General features: G+C 60.9%; 16 protein-coding genes. All 16 read right to left on the bottom strand.

The window, feature by feature from the left end; translation table 11 throughout:
- Nucleotides 1-37: 37 nt before the first annotated feature.
- On the bottom strand, nucleotides 38-1,885 hold the full coding sequence (nuoL, locus tag ACZ3GY_RS06870) for an NADH-quinone oxidoreductase subunit L (protein WP_465909431.1): 1,848 nt from the start codon (nucleotides 1,883-1,885) through the stop codon (nucleotides 38-40).
- Nucleotides 1,882-2,190 carry an NADH-quinone oxidoreductase subunit NuoK gene (nuoK, locus tag ACZ3GY_RS06875; RefSeq protein ID WP_070883764.1) on the bottom strand — a complete coding sequence of 103 codons (309 nt, stop codon included), beginning with the start codon at nucleotides 2,188-2,190 and terminating at the stop codon, nucleotides 1,882-1,884. The genes nuoL and nuoK overlap by 4 nt, the downstream gene beginning before the upstream one ends.
- Entirely contained in the window at nucleotides 2,187-2,696 is a 510-nt protein-coding gene (gene nuoJ, locus ACZ3GY_RS06880) for an NADH-quinone oxidoreductase subunit J (RefSeq protein ID WP_465909432.1), read from the bottom strand. Before nuoJ ends, nuoK begins: the two co-directional genes overlap by 4 nt.
- Nucleotides 2,696-3,244, bottom strand: coding sequence for an NADH-quinone oxidoreductase subunit NuoI (gene nuoI, locus ACZ3GY_RS06885; RefSeq protein ID WP_463564916.1), 549 nt, complete (start codon nucleotides 3,242-3,244; stop codon nucleotides 2,696-2,698). Before nuoI ends, nuoJ begins: the two co-directional genes overlap by 1 nt.
- A 10-nt stretch (nucleotides 3,245-3,254) precedes the next feature.
- The gene (gene nuoH / locus ACZ3GY_RS06890; RefSeq protein WP_225832231.1) at nucleotides 3,255-4,247 is read right to left on the bottom strand and encodes an NADH-quinone oxidoreductase subunit NuoH; all 993 of its coding nucleotides are present in this window, start codon (nucleotides 4,245-4,247) and stop codon (nucleotides 3,255-3,257) included.
- Nucleotides 4,244-6,988: an NADH-quinone oxidoreductase subunit NuoG gene (nuoG, locus tag ACZ3GY_RS06895; RefSeq protein WP_465909434.1), complete on the bottom strand. Its 2,745-nt coding sequence runs from the start codon at nucleotides 6,986-6,988 to the stop codon at nucleotides 4,244-4,246. Before nuoG ends, nuoH begins: the two co-directional genes overlap by 4 nt.
- 106 nt (nucleotides 6,989-7,094) lie before the next feature.
- Nucleotides 7,095-8,456 carry an NADH-quinone oxidoreductase subunit NuoF gene (gene nuoF, locus ACZ3GY_RS06900; RefSeq protein WP_465909435.1) on the bottom strand — a complete coding sequence of 454 codons (1,362 nt, stop codon included), beginning with the start codon at nucleotides 8,454-8,456 and terminating at the stop codon, nucleotides 7,095-7,097.
- A complete protein-coding gene (gene nuoE, locus ACZ3GY_RS06905; RefSeq protein WP_465909436.1) occupies nucleotides 8,453-8,953 on the bottom strand; it encodes an NADH-quinone oxidoreductase subunit NuoE in 501 nt (166 codons plus the stop codon). The genes nuoF and nuoE overlap by 4 nt, the downstream gene beginning before the upstream one ends.
- Nucleotides 8,954-8,963: 10 nt before the next feature.
- A complete protein-coding gene (gene nuoC / locus ACZ3GY_RS06910; protein ID WP_465909438.1) occupies nucleotides 8,964-10,745 on the bottom strand; it encodes an NADH-quinone oxidoreductase subunit C/D in 1,782 nt (593 codons plus the stop codon).
- Nucleotides 10,746-10,804: 59 nt separating this feature from the next.
- On the bottom strand, nucleotides 10,805-11,482 hold the full coding sequence (locus ACZ3GY_RS06915) for a NuoB/complex I 20 kDa subunit family protein (RefSeq protein ID WP_463564910.1): 678 nt from the start codon (nucleotides 11,480-11,482) through the stop codon (nucleotides 10,805-10,807).
- A gap of 10 nt (nucleotides 11,483-11,492) precedes the next feature.
- Entirely contained in the window at nucleotides 11,493-11,906 is a 414-nt protein-coding gene (locus ACZ3GY_RS06920) for an NADH-quinone oxidoreductase subunit A (protein ID WP_463564909.1), read from the bottom strand.
- A gap of 453 nt (nucleotides 11,907-12,359) precedes the next feature.
- Nucleotides 12,360-13,955, bottom strand: coding sequence for an isocitrate lyase (locus tag ACZ3GY_RS06925; protein ID WP_225832237.1), 1,596 nt, complete (start codon nucleotides 13,953-13,955; stop codon nucleotides 12,360-12,362).
- 476 nt (nucleotides 13,956-14,431) lie between these two features.
- Nucleotides 14,432-15,238 carry a secretin N-terminal domain-containing protein gene (locus ACZ3GY_RS06930; protein WP_465909439.1) on the bottom strand — a complete coding sequence of 269 codons (807 nt, stop codon included), beginning with the start codon at nucleotides 15,236-15,238 and terminating at the stop codon, nucleotides 14,432-14,434.
- A complete protein-coding gene (locus ACZ3GY_RS06935; protein ID WP_465909441.1) occupies nucleotides 15,235-15,855 on the bottom strand; it encodes a DUF7931 domain-containing protein in 621 nt (206 codons plus the stop codon). The genes ACZ3GY_RS06930 and ACZ3GY_RS06935 overlap by 4 nt, the downstream gene beginning before the upstream one ends.
- A gap of 49 nt (nucleotides 15,856-15,904) precedes the next feature.
- Complete coding sequence (locus ACZ3GY_RS06940; protein ID WP_465909442.1) at nucleotides 15,905-16,330, bottom strand: GNAT family N-acetyltransferase; 426 nt, start codon at nucleotides 16,328-16,330, stop codon at nucleotides 15,905-15,907.
- Nucleotides 16,323-17,492 carry a ribosomal protein uL16 3-hydroxylase gene (locus ACZ3GY_RS06945; RefSeq protein ID WP_463564904.1) on the bottom strand — a complete coding sequence of 390 codons (1,170 nt, stop codon included), beginning with the start codon at nucleotides 17,490-17,492 and terminating at the stop codon, nucleotides 16,323-16,325. Before ACZ3GY_RS06945 ends, ACZ3GY_RS06940 begins: the two co-directional genes overlap by 8 nt.
- Between the last annotated feature and the right edge of the window lie 44 nt (nucleotides 17,493-17,536).

Here is a 17,536-nt window from a genome sequence, read left to right on the forward strand (position 1 = left end):
GACGGGATTCCTTAGAAAAAGTATTCGAGATCATCGGTCAGGCCACCAGCACGGCGGCGAGCACCAGCACGGCGCCCCCGGCGATGGAGATGGCGTACCAGCGCAGCTGCCCGGTCTCGCTGCGGCTCAGCACACCATGCCCGCCACGCGCCAGGCGCGGGATGATGCCGATGGCGCCATCGATGGGGTCGCGGGCGAGCACGCGGCAGAGGAACAGGTAGGGCTGCACGAAAATCTTGTCATAGAGCCAGTCGAAGCCCCAGGCAGCGAACCACCAGGCCGACAGGAAACGCCCCGGCGCACTGTTGGCGACAGCGGTAGCGAAGCTGCGCTTGCCGAGGAACAGCATGGCCGCCAGCAGGATGCCGGCCAGGGCGATGCAGCCCGAGACGATTTCCAGGCTGTGCTTGGCTTCGCCACCGGCATGGCCGGCGCTTTGCGGCAACACGCCTGCCAGCGGCGGAGTGATCCAGGCGCCGATGAAGGTCGACAGCACGATCAGCACCAGCAGCGGCAGGTTGTGAGCGATGCCATGACCGGCATGGGCCTCGGTCTTCTGCTCGCCATGGAAGGCGATGAAGATCAACCGGAAGGTGTAGATCGAGGTCATGAAGGCGCCCAGCAGGCCGGCGTAGAGCAGAGCGGAGTTACCGCTGGCGAAGGCTTCCCAGAGAATCTCGTCCTTGGAATAAAAACCCACGGTGATCAGCGGCAGCGCCGCCAGAGCCGAGCCACCGACGATGAAGCTGGCGTAGGCCAGTGGCAGCTTCTTCCACAGGCCGCCCATCTTGAAGATGTTCTGCTCGTGGTGGCAGGCATGGATCACCGAACCGGAGGCGAGGAACAGCAGCGCCTTGAAGAACGCGTGGGTCATCAGGTGGAAGATCGCCGCGTCCCAGGCGCCAACGCCCAAGGCGAGGAACATGTAGCCGATCTGGCTCATGGTCGAATAGGCGAGGATGCGCTTGATGTCGGTCTGCACCAGAGCGGCGAAGCCTGCCAGTACCAGCGTCACGCCGCCGACGATGCCGACCAGTTGGAGAATCTCCGGGGTCAGCAGGAACAGGCCGTTGGTACGGGCGATCAGGTAGACGCCCGCGGTGACCATGGTGGCGGCGTGAATCAGTGCCGAAACCGGGGTCGGACCGGCCATGGCGTCAGCCAGCCAGGTCTGCAGCGGCAACTGAGCGGATTTGCCGACGGCGCCGCCGAGTAGCATCAGGGTCGCCAGCCACAGCCAGGTATCGCCAGCCATGTACTTCTGCGGGGCCAGCACCATCAGCTCCTGAATGTTCAGGGTGCCGAGGTTGAGGAACAGCAGGAACAGGCCAATCATTAGGAACACGTCACCGATGCGGGTGACGATGAAGGCCTTCAGCGCCGCGTTACCGTTGGGCACGTGCTTGTAATAGAAGCCGATCAGCAGGTAGGAGCACAGGCCCACACCTTCCCACCCGAAGAACAGGGTCATCAGGTTGTCGCCCAGCACCAGCAGCAACATGCTGAAGATGAACAGGTTGGTGTAGGAGAGGAAGCGCGAGTAACCCTCTTCACCACGCATGTACCAGCTGGCGAACAGGTGAATCAGGAAGCCCACGCCGGTCACCACGCCGAGCATGGTCAGCGACAGGCCGTCCAGATACAGGGTGAAGCTCGGTGCCAGACCCTCGACGCTCATCCACTGCCACAAGGTTTGGGTATACACACCGTCTAACGGCGGCACGGTATTGAACTGCCAGATGATCACGGCGGTGGTCAGCGCCGAAAGGCCAACAGAGCCAACGCCAATGATCGCTGCAACAGTTTCTGAAAGGCGGCCACGGGAGAAGGCCAGGATGAACCAGCCAATCAGTGGGAACAGTAAAGTCAGGAATAGGACGTTCATCCGCGCATCTCGCTGGCTGCGTCGATATCGAGGGTGTGGAAGCGGCGATACAGCTGCAGCAGGATCGCCAGGCCGATGCTCGCTTCGGCAGCCGCCAGAGCGATGATCAGGATGAACATGATCTGCCCATCAGCCTGCCCCCAGCGTGCACCTGCCACGACGAACGCCAGGGCGGCGGCGTTCATCATCACTTCCAGGCTCATCAGTACGAACAGGATGTTGCGACGCACCATCAGACCGACCAGGCCGAGGCTGAACAGCACGCCGGCCAGCGCCAGGCCGTGCTCCATTGGAATACCGTTCATGGCGTAGCGTCCTTGATGTCATTGCGGCCCAGGTGATAGGCGGCGACCAGCGCGGCGAGCAGCAGCATGGAAGCCAGCTCCACGGCGAGCAGATAAGGGCCGAACAGGTGAATGCCAACGGCTTTGGCATCGACCGTGGTATGGCCGATGGTGGCGCCACTCGGTACGGCAAACAGCGCGTACAGCAGTTGCCCCAGCAGCACGGCGGAAAGCAACCCAGGGCCGATCCAGATACCCGGTGTCAGCCAGGTGCGTTCCTGCTGCACGGAGGCCGGGCCAAGGTTGAGCATCATCACCACGAACACGAACAGCACCATGATCGCGCCTGCATAAACGATGATTTCCAGGGCGCCAGCGAACGGCGCGCCAAGGCTGAAGAACACCATCGACACAGCGAGCAGGGAAATGATCAGGTAGAGCAGGGCGTGCACCGGATTCTTGCCGGTGATCACGCCAAAGGTCGAGGCAACCGCGACCCCTGCTGAGAAATAGAAGGCGAATTCCATTATGGCAACAACCCCTTGACGTTGATCGGCTCGGCTTCGTTCTGCGCAGCGCCTTTCGGCTTGCCGGCAATGGCCATACCGGCCACGCGATAGAAGTTGTAGTCGGGGTATTTACCGGGGCCAGAGATCAGCAGATCTTCTTTCTCGTAGACCAGATCCTGACGTTTGAACTCGCCCATCTCGAAATCCGGAGTGAGCTGAATCGCCGTCGTCGGGCAGGCTTCCTCGCACAGACCGCAGAAGATGCAGCGCGAGAAGTTGATGCGGAAGAAGTCCGGGTACCAGCGACCGTCTTCGGTTTCGGCTTTCTGCAGCGAGATGCAGCCCACCGGGCACGCCACGGCGCATAGGTTGCAGGCTACGCAGCGCTCTTCGCCGTCAGGATCGCGGGTCAGTACGATGCGGCCACGGTAGCGTGGCGGCAGGTAAACCTGCTCTTCCGGATATTGCAGGGTGTCGCGCTTGCGGAAGCCATGACTGAAGACCATGACAAGGCTGCGCAATTGGGTCGCGGTACCGACCAGTATGTCCCAGATATATTTGAACATCGCTTTCTCCTTACTGGGCCGTGGCCAGCACAACGGCGCCGGTCACCAGCAGGTTGATCAGGGTCAGCGGCAGACAGAACTTCCAGCTGAAGGCCATGACCTGGTCATACCGTGGGCGCGGGATGGACGCGCGCAGCAGGATGAAGATCATGATGAAGAAGCAGGTCTTGATCGCGAACCAGAAGAACGGGATCTGCGGCAGGATGCCGAACGGGCCGTGCCAGCCGCCGAAGAACAGGGTCACCAGCAGAGCGGAAATGGTCACGATGCCGATGTATTCACCGACGAAGAACATGCCCCATTTCATGCCGGCGTACTCGATGTGGTAGCCGTCGGCCAGTTCCTGCTCCGCTTCCGGCTGGTCGAAGGGGTGACGGTGAGTCACGGCAACGCCAGCGATGAAGAAGGTACAGAAACCGAAGAATTGCGGGATGATGAACCACAGATTCTCGGCCTGGTAATCGACGATATCACGCATGTTGAACGAGCCAACTTGAGCGACGATGCCCATCAACGCCAGGGCCAGAAACACTTCGTAGGACACCGTCTGCGCCGAAGCTCGCAGGGCACCGAGCAGGGCGAACTTGTTGTTGCTCGACCAGCCCGCGAACAGCACGGCGTATACCGACAGGCCAGCCATGGCGAAGAAGAACAGGATGCCGATGTTCAGATCCGCCACGCCCCAATTAGGGGTGATGGGGATGATCGCAAAGGCGATGAGCATGGCGCCCATACCGATGATCGGCGCCAGGGTGAATATCACCTTGTCAGCGAACGGCGGCGTCCAGTCTTCCTTGAAGAACATCTTCAGCATGTCCGCAGCGATCTGGAACATGCCGAATGGGCCAACCCGGTTGGGGCCGTAGCGATCCTGCCACCAGCCGAGCAGGCGGCGCTCGACGAAACTCAGCAGCGCGCCGCACACCACCACGGCAAGCAGGATGACAATGGCCTTGAGCACTTCCTGAATGATGTCGAGCAGCGCGGGAGTCAGCCAACTCATTGTGTGGCCTCCTCAGTGCGGGTAACTGACAACGCGGTCACTGCAGCACCGGCAAGCGCCGGCGGAATACCCGGCAGGCCAACAGGCAGGCCGATCAGGCCGATACCCAGCTCGTCGATGATGCGCAGCGGCAGGTGCAGCGCCTGACCATTGACGGTCAGTTGCAGCAGGGCACCGTCGCCCGCGCCCAGGCGACCAGCTTCTTCCTTGGCCAGCGCGATGTAAGGCGCAGGCATACGTTCGGCGATTGGCGCGGCGCGCGAGGAATTTTCCTCGCTGCCGAACAGGTGGTGCAGCGGCACTGCCTGCCAGGTGCCCTGGGCCGGATTGAACGGCGCAGGGGCGGCGAACCAGTCAATGCCCGCGCCAGTAGCTTCGATCAGGCGCACACCTGGGTCACCGGCACGCAGGTGACCGCCGACTTCGTCCTGGAACTTGTTCCAGGCCTGCGGCGAGTTCCAGCCTGGCGACCAGGCAAAGGGGATCTGCTGGCGGTCTTCCTTGCTGCCCGAATAGCCTTCCATGGAGAAGGCGAAGGCCGAGTCCTTGTCCTGGGGCTGACGCGGTTCGTGCACGCTGATATTGGCGCGCATGGCGGTACGGCCGCTGTAACGATGCGGTTCACGGGCCAGTTTGAGGCCCTTGATGCGGAACGAGGCGCCTGGCGCGGCATCACGGATACCGGCCAGTTCGGCACTGCTGGCCGCACAGGCGGCGGTGACCTGATCCAGTTGCGTCCAGTCCACGCCACGGCCCAGCAGTGTGCTGTGCAGGGCGTGCAGCCAGCGCCAGCCTTCACGAACCAGAATGTTGGCGTCGTAGTAGGACGGATCGTAAACCTGGAAGAAGCGCTGGGCGCGACCTTCCTGGCTGACCAGGGTGCCATCGCCTTCGGCGAAGCTGGCGGCCGGCAGCAGCAGGTGCGCTTTGGCGGTGGTGGCTGTGCTCTGGTGATCGGCGACGATGACTACCTTGGCGGCAGCCAGGGCGGCGTCTACACGGGCGGCATCGGCACGGTGGTAGAGGTCGTTTTCCAGCACCACCAGTGCATCGGCCTGGCCCGAGGTGAGCGCTTGCAGCGCGTCGTCCAGGGTGTGGCTGGCGAACTGCTCACCCATCAGCAGGGCCAGGCCCAAGCTGTTGGCTTCCGGCACCACCAGGCTGATGGAGCCGGCCTTGTCGCGATTCTTCAGCGCGCTGGCGATGTTCGCCGCCGCTTCGATCAGCGCCCGGCTACCCAGCGAGGCACCGGATACGATCAGCGGGCGGCGTGCATTGAGCAGCGCCTCGGCGATGCGCTGCACCAGCTCGGCGGCTTCACTATCGATACCACTGACTGCCGGAGCGCTCGGATCGATGGCGTGGGCCACGGCGAAACCGATACGAGCCAGGTCATCCGGCGCCGCCTGTACGCACTGCTCGGCGATATCGTCGAGGCGGGTAGCGGTGACGCTGGCGATGAACAGCGGATTGAGCGCGTGCTGGGCGACGTTCTGCACCGCAGCCATGTGCCAGTCCTGAATCTTCGCACCGGCAGCGATCTCGGTGGCCTTGCCCTTGACCGACTGGCGCAGCGCCAGAGCGATGCGCGCGGCGGTCTGGGTCAGGTCTTCACCGAGCACGAATACCGCGTCGTGATCCTCGATATCGCGCAGGGTCGGCACCGGCAGCGGGCCGTTCTGCAGTACGTCACGGATCAGGCGGATATTGGCCTGCTCGGCCGCGGCGATACCGGAGTAGAAGTTATCGTTGCCGACCAGTTCGCGCAGGGCGAAGTTGCCCTCCAGGCTGGCCCGTGGCGAGCCGATGCCGATCACCTTGCGGTTCTTCAGCAGCGCGGCCGCCTGATCCAGTGCGGAATCGAGGCTCATCTTCATCTTGCTGAGCATCATCATCGGCTGACGTGGCCGGTCTTCGCGGTTGACGTAGCCATAGCCGAAACGGCCACGGTCACACAGGAAGTAGCCATTCACCGAGCCGTTGAAGCGGTTCTCGATGCGGCGCACTTCGCCATAACGTTCACCCGGGCTGGTGTTGCAGCCGCTGGAGCAGCCATGGCAGATGCTCGGGGCGAACTGCATGTCCCACTTGCGGTTGTAACGCTCGGAGTGGGTCTTGTCAGTGAATACACCGGTCGGGCAGACCTCAACCAGGTTGCCGGAGAACTCGCTTTCCAGGGTGCCGTCTTCGACACGCCCGAAATACACGTTGTCGTGCGCGCCGTAGACGCCCAGATCGGTACCGCCAGCGTAGTCTTTGTAGTAACGCACGCAGCGATAGCAGGCGATGCAGCGGTTCATCTCGTGGGCGATGAACGGGCCGAGTTCCTGGTTCTGGTGGGTACGTTTGGTGAAGCGATAACGACGGGTGTTGTGGCCGGTCATCACCGTCATGTCCTGCAGGTGGCAGTGACCACCTTCCTCACAGACCGGGCAGTCGTGCGGGTGGTTGGTCATCAGCCATTCGACGACGCTCTTGCGGAAGGCCACGGCCTCTTCGTCGTCGATGGAGATCCAGCTGTTGTCGGTGGCCGGCGTCATGCAGGACATGACCAGGCGGCCGCGCTTGTCGTTCTCGTCGGTGTACTGCTTCACCGCACACTGGCGGCAGGCGCCGACGCTGCCGAGCGCCGGGTGCCAGCAGAAGTAGGGGATATCGAGTCCGAGGGACAGACAGGCCTGCAGCAGGTTGTCCGCACCATCGACTTCGAGATCTTTGCCGTCTACGTGGATAGTGGCCATTTTCTTCAGTCTTCGTTTGCCCACCCGAAGGTGGACGGGCTAAGGGAATTCTTTGTCGTGACCCGGGCCGGACGGCGCAGCGCGCCCACATGTCCGGCCATCAGGTTCATACCGCGTGTGCCGCCACTGGCGGCTGGATCGCGTCGGTGATCACACCGGCGTCGAACTCCTCGCGGAAATACTTGATCGCGCTGCCCAGCGGCTCCACGGCACCCGGCGCGTGAGCGCAGAAGGTCTTGCCGGGACCGAGGAAATTGACCAGGCCGAGGAGGGTATCGATGTCCTCGCGGGTGCCTTGCTTGCGCTCCAGGGCGCGCAAGATCTTCACGCTCCACGGCAGGCCGTCACGGCATGGCGTGCACCAGCCGCAGGATTCGCGCGCGAAGAACTCTTCCATGTTGCGCAGCAACGACACCATGTTCACGGTATTGTCGATGGCCAAGGCCAGGCCGGTGCCCATGCGGGTGCCGACCTTGGCGATGCCGGCGGCGTACATGGCCGCATCCAGGTGTTCGGGAAGCAGGAAGCCGGTACCGGCGCCGCCTGGTTGCCAGGCCTTGAGCGTGTAACCGTCGCGCATGCCACCGGCGTAGTCTTCGAACAGCTCACGGGCGCTGATGCCGAATGGCAGCTCCCAGATGCCTGGATTCTTGACCTTGCCGGAGAAGCCCATCAGCTTGGTGCCGTGGTCTTCGCTGCCTTCGCGGGCCAGGGATTTGTACCAGTCGACGCCGTTGCCGATGATTGACGGCACGTTGCACAGGGTTTCGACGTTGTTGACGCAGGTCGGCTTACCCCACACGCCCACGGCGGCCGGGAAGGGCGGCTTGGCGCGCGGGTTGGCGCGACGGCCTTCCAGGGAGTTGATCAGTGCGGTTTCTTCACCGCATATGTAGCGTCCGGCGCCGGTGTGCACGATCAGCTCGAAATCGAAACCGCTGCCGAGGATGTTCTTGCCCAGCAGGCCAGCGGCTTTCGCTTCGTCGATCGCCCGATTGAGGTTAGTGGCCGCGTCAACGTACTCGCCACGTAGGAAAATGTAGCCGCGATAGGCTTTCAACGCCCGGGCGCTGATCAGCATGCCTTCCACCAGCAGGTGCGGCAGCTGCTCCATCAGCATGCGGTCTTTCCAGGTGTTGGGCTCCATCTCGTCCGCGTTGCACAGCAGGTAGCGGATGTTCAGGGATTCGTCGTTGGGCATCAGGCCCCACTTCACGCCGGTGGGGAAGCCCGCACCGCCACGGCCCTTGAGGCCGGAATCCTTGACCGTCTGCACGATGTCGGCCTGGGCCATCTCGGCCAGCGCCTTGCGTGCAGCGGCGTAGCCGTTCTTCTGCTGGTATTCCTCCAGCCAGACCGGCTGCGCGTCGTCGCGCAGGCGCCAGGTCAGCGGATGAGTCTCTTCGCTGCGGGTAATACGGTTCGCCGGGCCGAAAGACGTCAGCAGATTCGAGCTGCGACTGATCATTGGAAATTCTCCAGCAATTGCGCCACACCTTCGGGTTGAACGTCACCGAAGGTCTCCTCGTCGATCATCATCGCCGGTGCCTTGTCGCAGTTGCCCAGGCAGCACACGGGCAGCAGGGTGAAGCGGCCGTCAGCGGTGGTCTGCCCGGGCACGATGCCCAGTTCGGACTTGATGCTGCCAAGCACGTTCTCATGGCCACCGATGAAGCAGGTCATGCTGTCGCATACACGGATGATGTGGCGGCCGACGGGCTGACGGAAAATCTGGCTATAGAAGGTGGCGACACCTTCCACGTCGCTGGCCGGAATACCGAGGATCGCACCGATGGCATCGGCGGCGCCGTCTGGCACCCAGCCGCGCTCTTTCTGCACGATCTTCAGGGCTTCGATGGACGCCGCACGCGGATCCTCGTAGTGGTGCATCTCGTGCTCGATGGCCGAGCGCTCGGTTTCGCTGAGGGCGAAACGGTCGGTCTGAATCAGGGCTGCATTGCTCATGGTGTTTTCCTCAGCGATCCACGTCGGCCATAACGAAGTCGATACTGCCCAGATACGCGATCAGGTCAGCGACCATGCTGCCGCGGATCACCGAAGGGATCTGCTGCAGGTGCGGGAAGCTCGGGGTACGAATGCGGGTGCGGTAGCTCATGGTGCTGCCGTCGCTGGTCAGGTAATAACTGTTGATCCCCTTGGTCGCTTCGATCATCTGAAAGCTTTCGTTGGCCGGCATGACCGGGCCCCATGAAACCTGCAGGAAGTGGGTGATCAGCGTCTCGATGTGTTGCAGCGTGCGCTCTTTGGGCGGCGGCGTGGTCAGCGGGTGATCCGCCTTGTACGGGCCTTCCGGCATGTTGCGCATGCACTGGTCGATAATCTTGATGCTCTGGCGCATCTCTTCGACGCGCACGATGCAGCGGTCATAGGCATCGCCATTGACGGCCAGCGGCACTTCGAACTCGAAGTTCTCGTAGCCGGAGTAGGGGCGCGCCTTGCGCAGGTCGAAGTCGCAACCGGTGGAGCGCAGGCCGGCACCGGTGGTACCCCATTCCAGGGCTTCCTTGGTGTTGTACTGCGCCACACCAATGGTTCGCGCCTTGAGAATGCTGTTGCGCAGCGCGGCCTTCTCGTACTCGTCGAGGCGCTTGGGTAGCCAGTCGACGAATTCCTTGACCAGCTTTTCCCAGCCGCGCGGCAGGTCGTGAGCGACACCGCCAATGCGGTACCAGGCCGGGTGCAGGCGGAAACCGGTGATGGCTTCGATCACCTTGTAGGCACGCTGGCGGTCGGTGAAGGTGAAGAACACCGGGGTCATGGCGCCGACGTCCTGGATATAGGTACCCAGGAACAGCAGGTGGCTGGTTATGCGGAAGAACTCGGCCATCATGATGCGGATGGTGTCGACCTTCTGCGGCACCTTGATGCCAGCGAGCTTCTCGACCGAGAGCACGTATGGCAGGTTGTTCATCACTCCGCCGAGGTAGTCGATACGGTCGGTGTAGGGGATGAAACTGTGCCAGCTCTGGCGTTCGGCCATCTTCTCGGCACCACGGTGGTGGTAACCGACTTCCGGCACGCAGTCGACGATTTCTTCACCGTCGAGCTGCAGGATGATGCGGAACGCACCGTGAGCAGAAGGGTGGTTGGGGCCGAGGTTGAGGAACATGTAGTCCTCGTTCTCGCTCTGGCGCTTCATGCCCCAGTCTTCAGGATTGAAGCGTGCGGCTTCTTCCTCGAGCTGTTGCTTGGCCAGGGTCAGGCTGAACGGATCGAATTCGGTGGCGCGCGCCGGGTAGTCCTTGCGCAGCGGGTGACCTTCCCAGGTCGGCGGCATCATTATTCGGGTCAGGCGCGGGTGACCGGTGAAATGGATGCCGTAGAGATCCCACACTTCACGCTCGTACCAGTTGGCGTTCGGCCAGATACCGGTCACGGAAGGCAGGTTGAGGTCGCCCTCGCGCAGGGCCACCTTGATCATCACGTCGCTGTTACGCTCCAGCGACATGAGGTGGTAGAACACGGTGAAGTCTGCGTCCGGCAGGCCGCGGCGCTGCGTACGCAGGCGCTCGTCGACGCCGTGCAGGTCGTACAGCATGACGTAGGGGCGCGCTGCCTGGCGCAGGAAGCGCAAGACTTCGACGAGCTTGTCGCGGCCGACCCAGATGACCGGCATGCCGATGCGGGTGGCCTGCAGCGTGAAGCTGTCGGCGCCAAAACGGGATTGAAGCTCAACGACGACGTCTTGGTCGTCCGCCTTGTACGGCGCAATGGACACGGTGGTGTCTGCAGTCATGGTCTCGATCGCTATCGGTCAACGGTGAGAGTGAATCCGGCCTTGCTTGAAAGCGGGACTCAGACTTCGTCAGGGGAACGCAGGTTGGTAACCGCAATACGCTGCTCGCGGCGCTGTTCTTTCTGGGAAGGCATCTCGGCGCGATAAACGCCTTGATCGCCAACGACCCAGGACAGCGGGCGGCGCTCCTGACCGATCGATTCCTGCAGCAGCATCAGCCCTTGCAGAAACGCCTCGGGACGGGGCGGGCAACCGGGTATGTAGACGTCGACGGGAAGGAACTTGTCGACACCCTGAACGACCGAGTAGATGTCGTACATGCCGCCGGAATTGGCGCACGAGCCCATGGAAATGACCCACTTGGGCTCGAGCATCTGCTCATAGAGGCGCTGGATGACGGGCGCCATCTTGATGAAACAGGTGCCGGCGATGACCATGAAGTCCGCCTGGCGTGGGGATGCGCGGATTACCTCGGCACCGAAGCGCGCAACGTCGTGCGGCGCGGTGAAGGCGGTGGTCATTTCCACGTAGCAGCACGACAGGCCGAAGTTGTACGGCCACAAGGAGTTCTTGCGACCCCAGTTCACCGCGCCGTTGAGAACATCCGAGAGTTTCCCCATGTAGATGTTCTTGTGCACTTCGTCCTCTAGCAGCGGGTCGGAAACGACCTCCCGTTTACCGATCGGGTAGTGCTCGTTGGGAGCATCCGGATCGATCCGAGTAAGTTTGTATTGCATCGCCAAAGCCTCATTGTTTGAGCTTCGCCTGCCGAGCCTTACGACTCTCCGGTGCCCAATCAAGCGCACCGATACGCCAAAGGTAGACAAGACCTGCCAACAGAATGTTTATGAAAACGGCTGCTTCGATAAAGCCGGCCCAGCCGCTTTCGCGAACAGAGACAGCCCAGGCGAAGAGAAAGAGGGCTTCGACGTCGAAGATCACGAAGAGCATCGCGACCAGATAGAATTTTGCGGACAGACGCAGGCGAGCGCTGCCAGTGGGAAGCATGCCTGATTCGAACGGCTCGTTCTTGCTGCGGCCCCATGCCTTGCTGCCCAGCAGGCTGGACAGACCCAACATGAATGCACAAAGGGCGACGACGCCCAGCAGAAAAATGGCCAGCGCCCAATTGTGGGACAGGGAACTGCTTGCTTCCAACATGCCGGGACTCCTCAGGCAAGGAACGGCTTCGCGCGTAATTAAAGTTATGGCAAGACAAATCAAGTCGTCTTGCAATCTATCTGCATAATGTTATGCCTGTATTGCGTGTAAGTAAATTTTTCAGATCAAAAAAATAATATTAAGTCGCTCGAACGCCATCAAGAAAATATATTTTTTCAATAAAAATCAAACGTCTATGGAAATAGGAAGGTTTTGATAGCGGCAAGCGCTATGTATGTAGTGAATAATTAAACTCACTTCAATGGGAATATTTATCATTTGAGAATCTGTTCTTTTACGCTAATAACTGTCGCTTAGTTGTCCATCTATGGCGCACTTGAACACACAGCGGATATTGAGTTTTTCTTTGTTCTAGTTATAGCAATAAAAAGCCCCGGCATCGCTGCCAGGGCCAAAGGGTTAATCAGGCACCTTGCAGTGCCCTGGCAGCTCTCAATGGAACTGGTTCATCGTGTTGTCCTTGCCGCCCGCTTTCAGCGCGGCTTCGCCGGCAAAGTACTCCTTGTGGTTGTCGCCGAGATCCGAGCCGGCCATGTTCTGGTGCTTGACGCAGGCGATGCCTTGACGGATTTCTTGACGTTGCACGCCTTTGACGTAAGCCAGCATGCCCTGATCGGCGAAGTAGCCCTTGGCCAGGTTGTCGGTGGACAGAGCCGCCGTGTGGTAAGTCGGCAGTGTAATGAGGTGATGGAAGATGCCGGCGTTGGCCGAACCATCGCGCTGGAAGGTGCGGATCTTCTCGTCGGCAACTTGAGCCAGCTCGGTCTCGTCGTACTCGACGCTCATCAGCTTGGCGCGGTCGTAGCCAGAAACGTCCTTGCCGTCAGCGACGAACGCATCGAATACCTGCTGACGGAAGCTCAGCGTCCAGTTGAACGACGGGCTGTTGTTGTAGACCAGCTTGGCATTGGGGACGACTTCGCGAACGCGATCGACCATGGCCTTGATCTGCCCGACGTGAGGCTTCTCGGTTTCGATCCAGATCATGTCGGCGCCGTTCTGCAGCGAGGTGATGCTGTCCAGTACACAGCGGTCTTCGCCGGTGCCCTTGCGGAACTGGAACAGGTTGGACGGCAGGCGCTTGGGTCGCAGCAGCTTGCCTTCGCGGTTGATCACCACGTCGCCGTTCTTCAGCTCGGCTGCACTGATTTCATCGCAGTCGAGGAACGAGTTGTACTGGTCGCCCAGGTCACCTGGCTGGTTGGTCACGGCGATCTGCTTGGTCAAGCCGGCGCCCAGGGAGTCGGTACGAGCGACGATCACGCCGTCGTCCACGCCCAGCTCGAGGAAGGCGTAGCGCACGGCGTTGATCTTGGCCAGGAAGTCGACATGGGGAACGGTGACCTTGCCATCCTGGTGGCCGCACTGCTTCTCGTCGGACACCTGGTTCTCGATCTGGATGCAGCAGGCGCCTGCCTCGATCATTTTCTTGGCCAGCAGGTAAGTGGCCTCGGGGTTGCCGAAGCCGGCGTCGATGTCGGCGATGATCGGTACCACGTGGGTTTCGAAATTGTCGATCTGCGCCTGAATTTCGCTCTGCTTGGCTTTGTCACCGGCGCCCCGTGCCGCGTCCAGGGCGTTGAACAGCAGATCCAGCTCACGGGCGTCGGCCTGGCGCAGGAAGGTGTAGAGCTCCTCGATCAGCGCAGCGACTGCGGTCTTCTCGTGCATGGACTGATCGGGCAGTGGGCCAAAATCGGAACGCAGCGCGGCGATCATCCAGCCGGACAGGTAGAGGTAGCGCTTATTGGTGGTCTTCAGGTGCTTCTTGATGGAGATCAGCTTCTGCTGGCCAATGAAGCCGTGCCAGCAGCCGAGCGACTGGGTATAGACGGAAGAGTCGGCGTCGTACTCGGCCATGTCCTTACGCATGATGGCGGCCGTGTACTTGGCGACGTCCAGACCGGTCTTGAAGCGGTTCTGGGCACGCATACGTGCGACGGACTCCGGGTTGATGGCGCTCCAGCTGCTGCCAGCGGCCTCTTTGAGGGCGGCAACGGCTTTGATGTCGTTTTCGTAAGCTGACATGGTCAATCCTTCAAGTGTGTGTTTGGTCGAGCACCGAACGTCGCGCACAGTCCAGGCGCAGGGCTCGGAGCGAGCTCACCGCAGACGTTGAGAGGAAACTGGAAGGAGGGCACTTTGGGCCGGGTGGACGAAACGCATCGCCAGACACCACCCGCCGGGTAGGCGAGTCATTGTGCGTATGGGCCCGTGGACGCCCGCGGCACTGTGCTGATCGATACGTGAAACGCTTCCCCGTCCCTCAGGACAACCTCGTTCCAGTCGCCATCTCGTCGAACTGCCTTGTGGGCTTAACAACACGAATCGATCCTCCGGTAAGCGAGGATGCGACCCGGAGGCTCCGTTTCCGGAGCCCCTGATTAGCGGGAGCGAGGCCATCATGCGACCGACGAAAATGTTCGTCAATCGTTTTTGTAGTGTTTTTTTAGATCTACTACATAAGTCTTAGATCGACCGTATGGTCACGTTTTACGGGGCTCTCAGTCGATTACGTCGACCTTAACGCGCATACTCATATCTTCACGGCCTTCGGTGGAGTAGCGGCGCAATACGCCGTTGCGATCAGCCTGGCTCTGTTCGCTGCTGCCACCGATGCTGATCCATTCGCCCACTCGGCCGCTGACGCGGGTATCGGCCTGCTGGATGTCAATCACCCCAGACTGGGTCTGGCTGACTCGATCACGGTTGCTGCTGATGTCCAGGTGCACGACATCGCCGGCGAGGCTGGCGGTGACGTAAAAGCCCTGGGTGACGTTTCGGTACTCGGTGTTGTTATAGACCTGGCCATAAGGCCCACGACTGCTGGTGGTTACCGGCACGCTCTGGCCGACCTGGATCAGCGCCGGATAGCCTTCACTGGTCTGCACCTGTTGAGTGCCACCTCCACGGCTGTCGGTGCTGCGGCGGATGACACGCGCTTGGTCGCGACCGTTGACTTCGCCGCGGCCAATCTCCACGCGGCCACTACCGGCGCTGATGCTGCCATCAACGCTGTAACCCCGGTCGTCTCTGTAGGTGGATTCACTGGTGTCAACGCTGATCAGCAAGCGCCGCGGTTGAGTATCGAGCTGACCGAGGAGGGCGCGGACTTCTTCGATTTTTTCCGCCGGCGCATTGACGATAAGCTGGTTACCGTAGGCACTGACGCGCCCCTCGTTGCCTAATGCCGACTGCACCACGGGCAGCAAGTCGCCAGCTGTCCGGTAGTTGAGCGCAATGACTTCAGTGGCAGCCACTGCCGACAGGCTGAGCGCGAGCAGGGCCGCACCAAGAAAATGTCGTTTCATAACAGAAAACTCCGCAGGTCAGGATCGGTAATGCTGGTATCCCAGGTTTGGTCGAACAGCCGCTGCAATTGGCGAACATGACCCGGATCCTGGTATTTCGCGTACCCGGCAAATTGATCCGGCTCGGTCCGCATCAACAAGCCCTGATCGTCAGCCAGCAGAAACGCACCTTCGGGGGCGGGATAATTGGGGTTGCAGAGGCGGATCTGGACGTAACTGGACAGTTTGTGCGATAGCGCAATCAGCCGATGACCGTCACGAACCGCACGATTACTGTCACGCAGCAGTATGCGCAGCCGACGGTTGCGATTGCCCAGCAGAAATTGTGTGCATGCTTGTTGAATACTGCTGTGGTGGTAGAGCCAGGGTTCGAGATCCGGGCTGTATAAACACAGCGTACGAGTGGCTTGCTGCATCAAGGCAAGAGTATGGGCGCGGGCCTGATCGGGGAGACTGAAACGCTGCAACGCCTGCTCGGCCCCGAGCACAAACGGAGCCGGCTCCCAGATGGCTGGCGGCGGTAATTCGCTTTCGGGGTTATGCAGGGTAAAACGCCCTGGCGACTCGAACTCGATCAGGTCGAGGGCTTCACCAACGGGCGTATCTTCATCGCTCATGCTGACCTCTGTGGCACTGGCCTAACGTGGCACAGGCCACAGCTGATCATCAGCCGCTGCTGCGCACCATGTCGACGTGGGGAATGCCTGCTTCCAGGTATTCATCACTCACTACAGTGAAGCCCAGCTTTTCATAGAACGGTGTCGCCTGCACCTGGGCGCTGAGCATTTGCTGACTCAGCCCACGCTTTTCCGCCTCGGCAATCACCGCCTGCAGTAGCCTTTCGCCGATCTTTAAACCACGCCAGTCCTTGAGCACCGATACCCGACCGATCTCACCGTCTGCCAGCAGGCGTGCGGTTCCGATCGGGTAGTCGCCTTCGCAGGCGAGAAAATGCACGGCATCACTGTCTTCGGCGTCCCATTCCAGTTCAGGCGGCACCGCCTGCTCAGCGACGAATACCGTTTCACGGATGCGGCGCAGTTCGTCGTAATCCTTGTGCCAGTCGGCGATGCGTACGTGCAGGTCATTCATCGGCAGCAAACTCCAGACTTCCTTGTTTGGTCAGTTCGAGAACCAATTCCCGAGCTTCGTCGTTGGCTATCCATGGGCCAATATTTTCCAGGTGCAGGGCGTCGGCCGAGCAGATCAGTTTCAGCAGTTCACGCAGGCTAGCGGAAACCAGGCGGCTCTGCCCGCTGGCGAACAACACCAGGTCTTCACCGACTTCCGACCACGCCATACGCGCACTGGGGTTACGGATCATCACCGCACCGTCTTCCAACTGGTCGAGGAAGCCGTCTTCGTCAATCTCGATACCGGCGATCAGTTCCGGGTAGCGCGGTTCGGTCATGAACTGGCCGAACCAAGTCATCAGCAGGCGCTCGTCGCTCATATGTTCGGCGAGCAGTGCTTTGAGGCGATCCAGAGCGTCGCGCTGAATTTCGTTGGGGTCACTGACCGGCGCGGTGCCGGCATCGCTGTAGCGCGTTTCGTCGGGCAGGAACTGGCCGAGAAAGTCAGTGAAATGGGTCAGTACTTCGGCCGCGCTGGGTGCGCGGAAACCCACGGAATAAGTCATGCAGTCGTCCTCGGCGGTGCCACTGTGGGCCAGGAGCGGCGGCAGATAGAGCATATCGCCGGGCTCGAGTACCCATTCTTCGGTTTGATCAAATTGAGCCAGGATCTTCATTTCGAGATCAGGCAGCAAGGGGCTTTGCGAATCGCACATCTGGCCGATCTGCCAGCGGCGACGGCCATGGCCCTGTAGGAGAAATACATCGTAGTTATCGTAGTGCGGGCCAACGCCGCCGCCAGGCGCGGCAAAGCTGATCATCACGTCATCGATACGCCACTTGGGCAGGAACTTGAATTCTTCCAGCAGCTCGGCAACCTCGGGAACGAACTGGTCGACAGCCTGCACCAGCAGCGTCCATTCGCGTTCGGGCAACTGCGAGAAGGCGTCCTCGGCGAACGGGCCGCGGCGCACTTCCCACGGCGTTTCGCCGTGCTCGATCACCAGGCGCGATTCGACTTCTTCTTCGAGGGCGAGGCCGGCCAATTCGTCCGGAGAGATCGGGCTTTCGAAATCAGGGATGGCCTGGCGCACCAGCAGGGGCTTCTTCTGCCAGTAATCGCGCAGGAATTCACGTGCGCTCAGGCCACCCAATAGCTGAAGAGGAGCATCAGGATTCATCTGTAAGTCCTTGATATTTATTAAAGCGTATAAAAAGAAACGCC

It is taken from the genome of Pseudomonas sp. PME37.24/006, assembly GCF_055556635.1.

Excerpts from the sequence above, each read along its gene's own strand:
- nuoG (WP_465909434.1), bottom strand. The coding sequence starts at position 6,988 with ATGGCCACTATCCACGTAGACGGCAAAGATCTCGAAGTCGATGGTGCG.
- ACZ3GY_RS06945 (WP_463564904.1), bottom strand. The coding sequence starts at position 17,492 with ATGAATCCTGATGCTCCTCTTCAGCTATTGGGTGGCCTGAGCGCACGT.
- nuoC (WP_465909438.1), bottom strand. The coding sequence starts at position 10,745 with ATGACTGCAGACACCACCGTGTCCATTGCGCCGTACAAGGCGGACGAC.
- ACZ3GY_RS06915 (WP_463564910.1), bottom strand. The coding sequence starts at position 11,482 with ATGCAATACAAACTTACTCGGATCGATCCGGATGCTCCCAACGAGCAC.
- ACZ3GY_RS06920 (WP_463564909.1), bottom strand. The coding sequence starts at position 11,906 with ATGTTGGAAGCAAGCAGTTCCCTGTCCCACAATTGGGCGCTGGCCATT.
- nuoE (WP_465909436.1), bottom strand. The coding sequence starts at position 8,953 with ATGAGCAATGCAGCCCTGATTCAGACCGACCGTTTCGCCCTCAGCGAA.
- ACZ3GY_RS06930 (WP_465909439.1), bottom strand. The coding sequence starts at position 15,238 with ATGAAACGACATTTTCTTGGTGCGGCCCTGCTCGCGCTCAGCCTGTCG.
- nuoL (WP_465909431.1), bottom strand. The coding sequence starts at position 1,885 with ATGAACGTCCTATTCCTGACTTTACTGTTCCCACTGATTGGCTGGTTC.
- nuoI (WP_463564916.1), bottom strand. The coding sequence starts at position 3,244 with ATGTTCAAATATATCTGGGACATACTGGTCGGTACCGCGACCCAATTG.
- ACZ3GY_RS06940 (WP_465909442.1), bottom strand. The coding sequence starts at position 16,330 with ATGAATGACCTGCACGTACGCATCGCCGACTGGCACAAGGATTACGAC.
- ACZ3GY_RS06925 (WP_225832237.1), bottom strand. The coding sequence starts at position 13,955 with ATGTCAGCTTACGAAAACGACATCAAAGCCGTTGCCGCCCTCAAAGAG.
- nuoH (WP_225832231.1), bottom strand. The coding sequence starts at position 4,247 with ATGAGTTGGCTGACTCCCGCGCTGCTCGACATCATTCAGGAAGTGCTC.
- nuoK (WP_070883764.1), bottom strand. The coding sequence starts at position 2,190 with ATGAACGGTATTCCAATGGAGCACGGCCTGGCGCTGGCCGGCGTGCTG.
- nuoF (WP_465909435.1), bottom strand. The coding sequence starts at position 8,456 with ATGATCAGTCGCAGCTCGAATCTGCTGACGTCTTTCGGCCCGGCGAAC.
- nuoJ (WP_465909432.1), bottom strand. The coding sequence starts at position 2,696 with ATGGAATTCGCCTTCTATTTCTCAGCAGGGGTCGCGGTTGCCTCGACC.
- ACZ3GY_RS06935 (WP_465909441.1), bottom strand. The coding sequence starts at position 15,855 with ATGAGCGATGAAGATACGCCCGTTGGTGAAGCCCTCGACCTGATCGAG.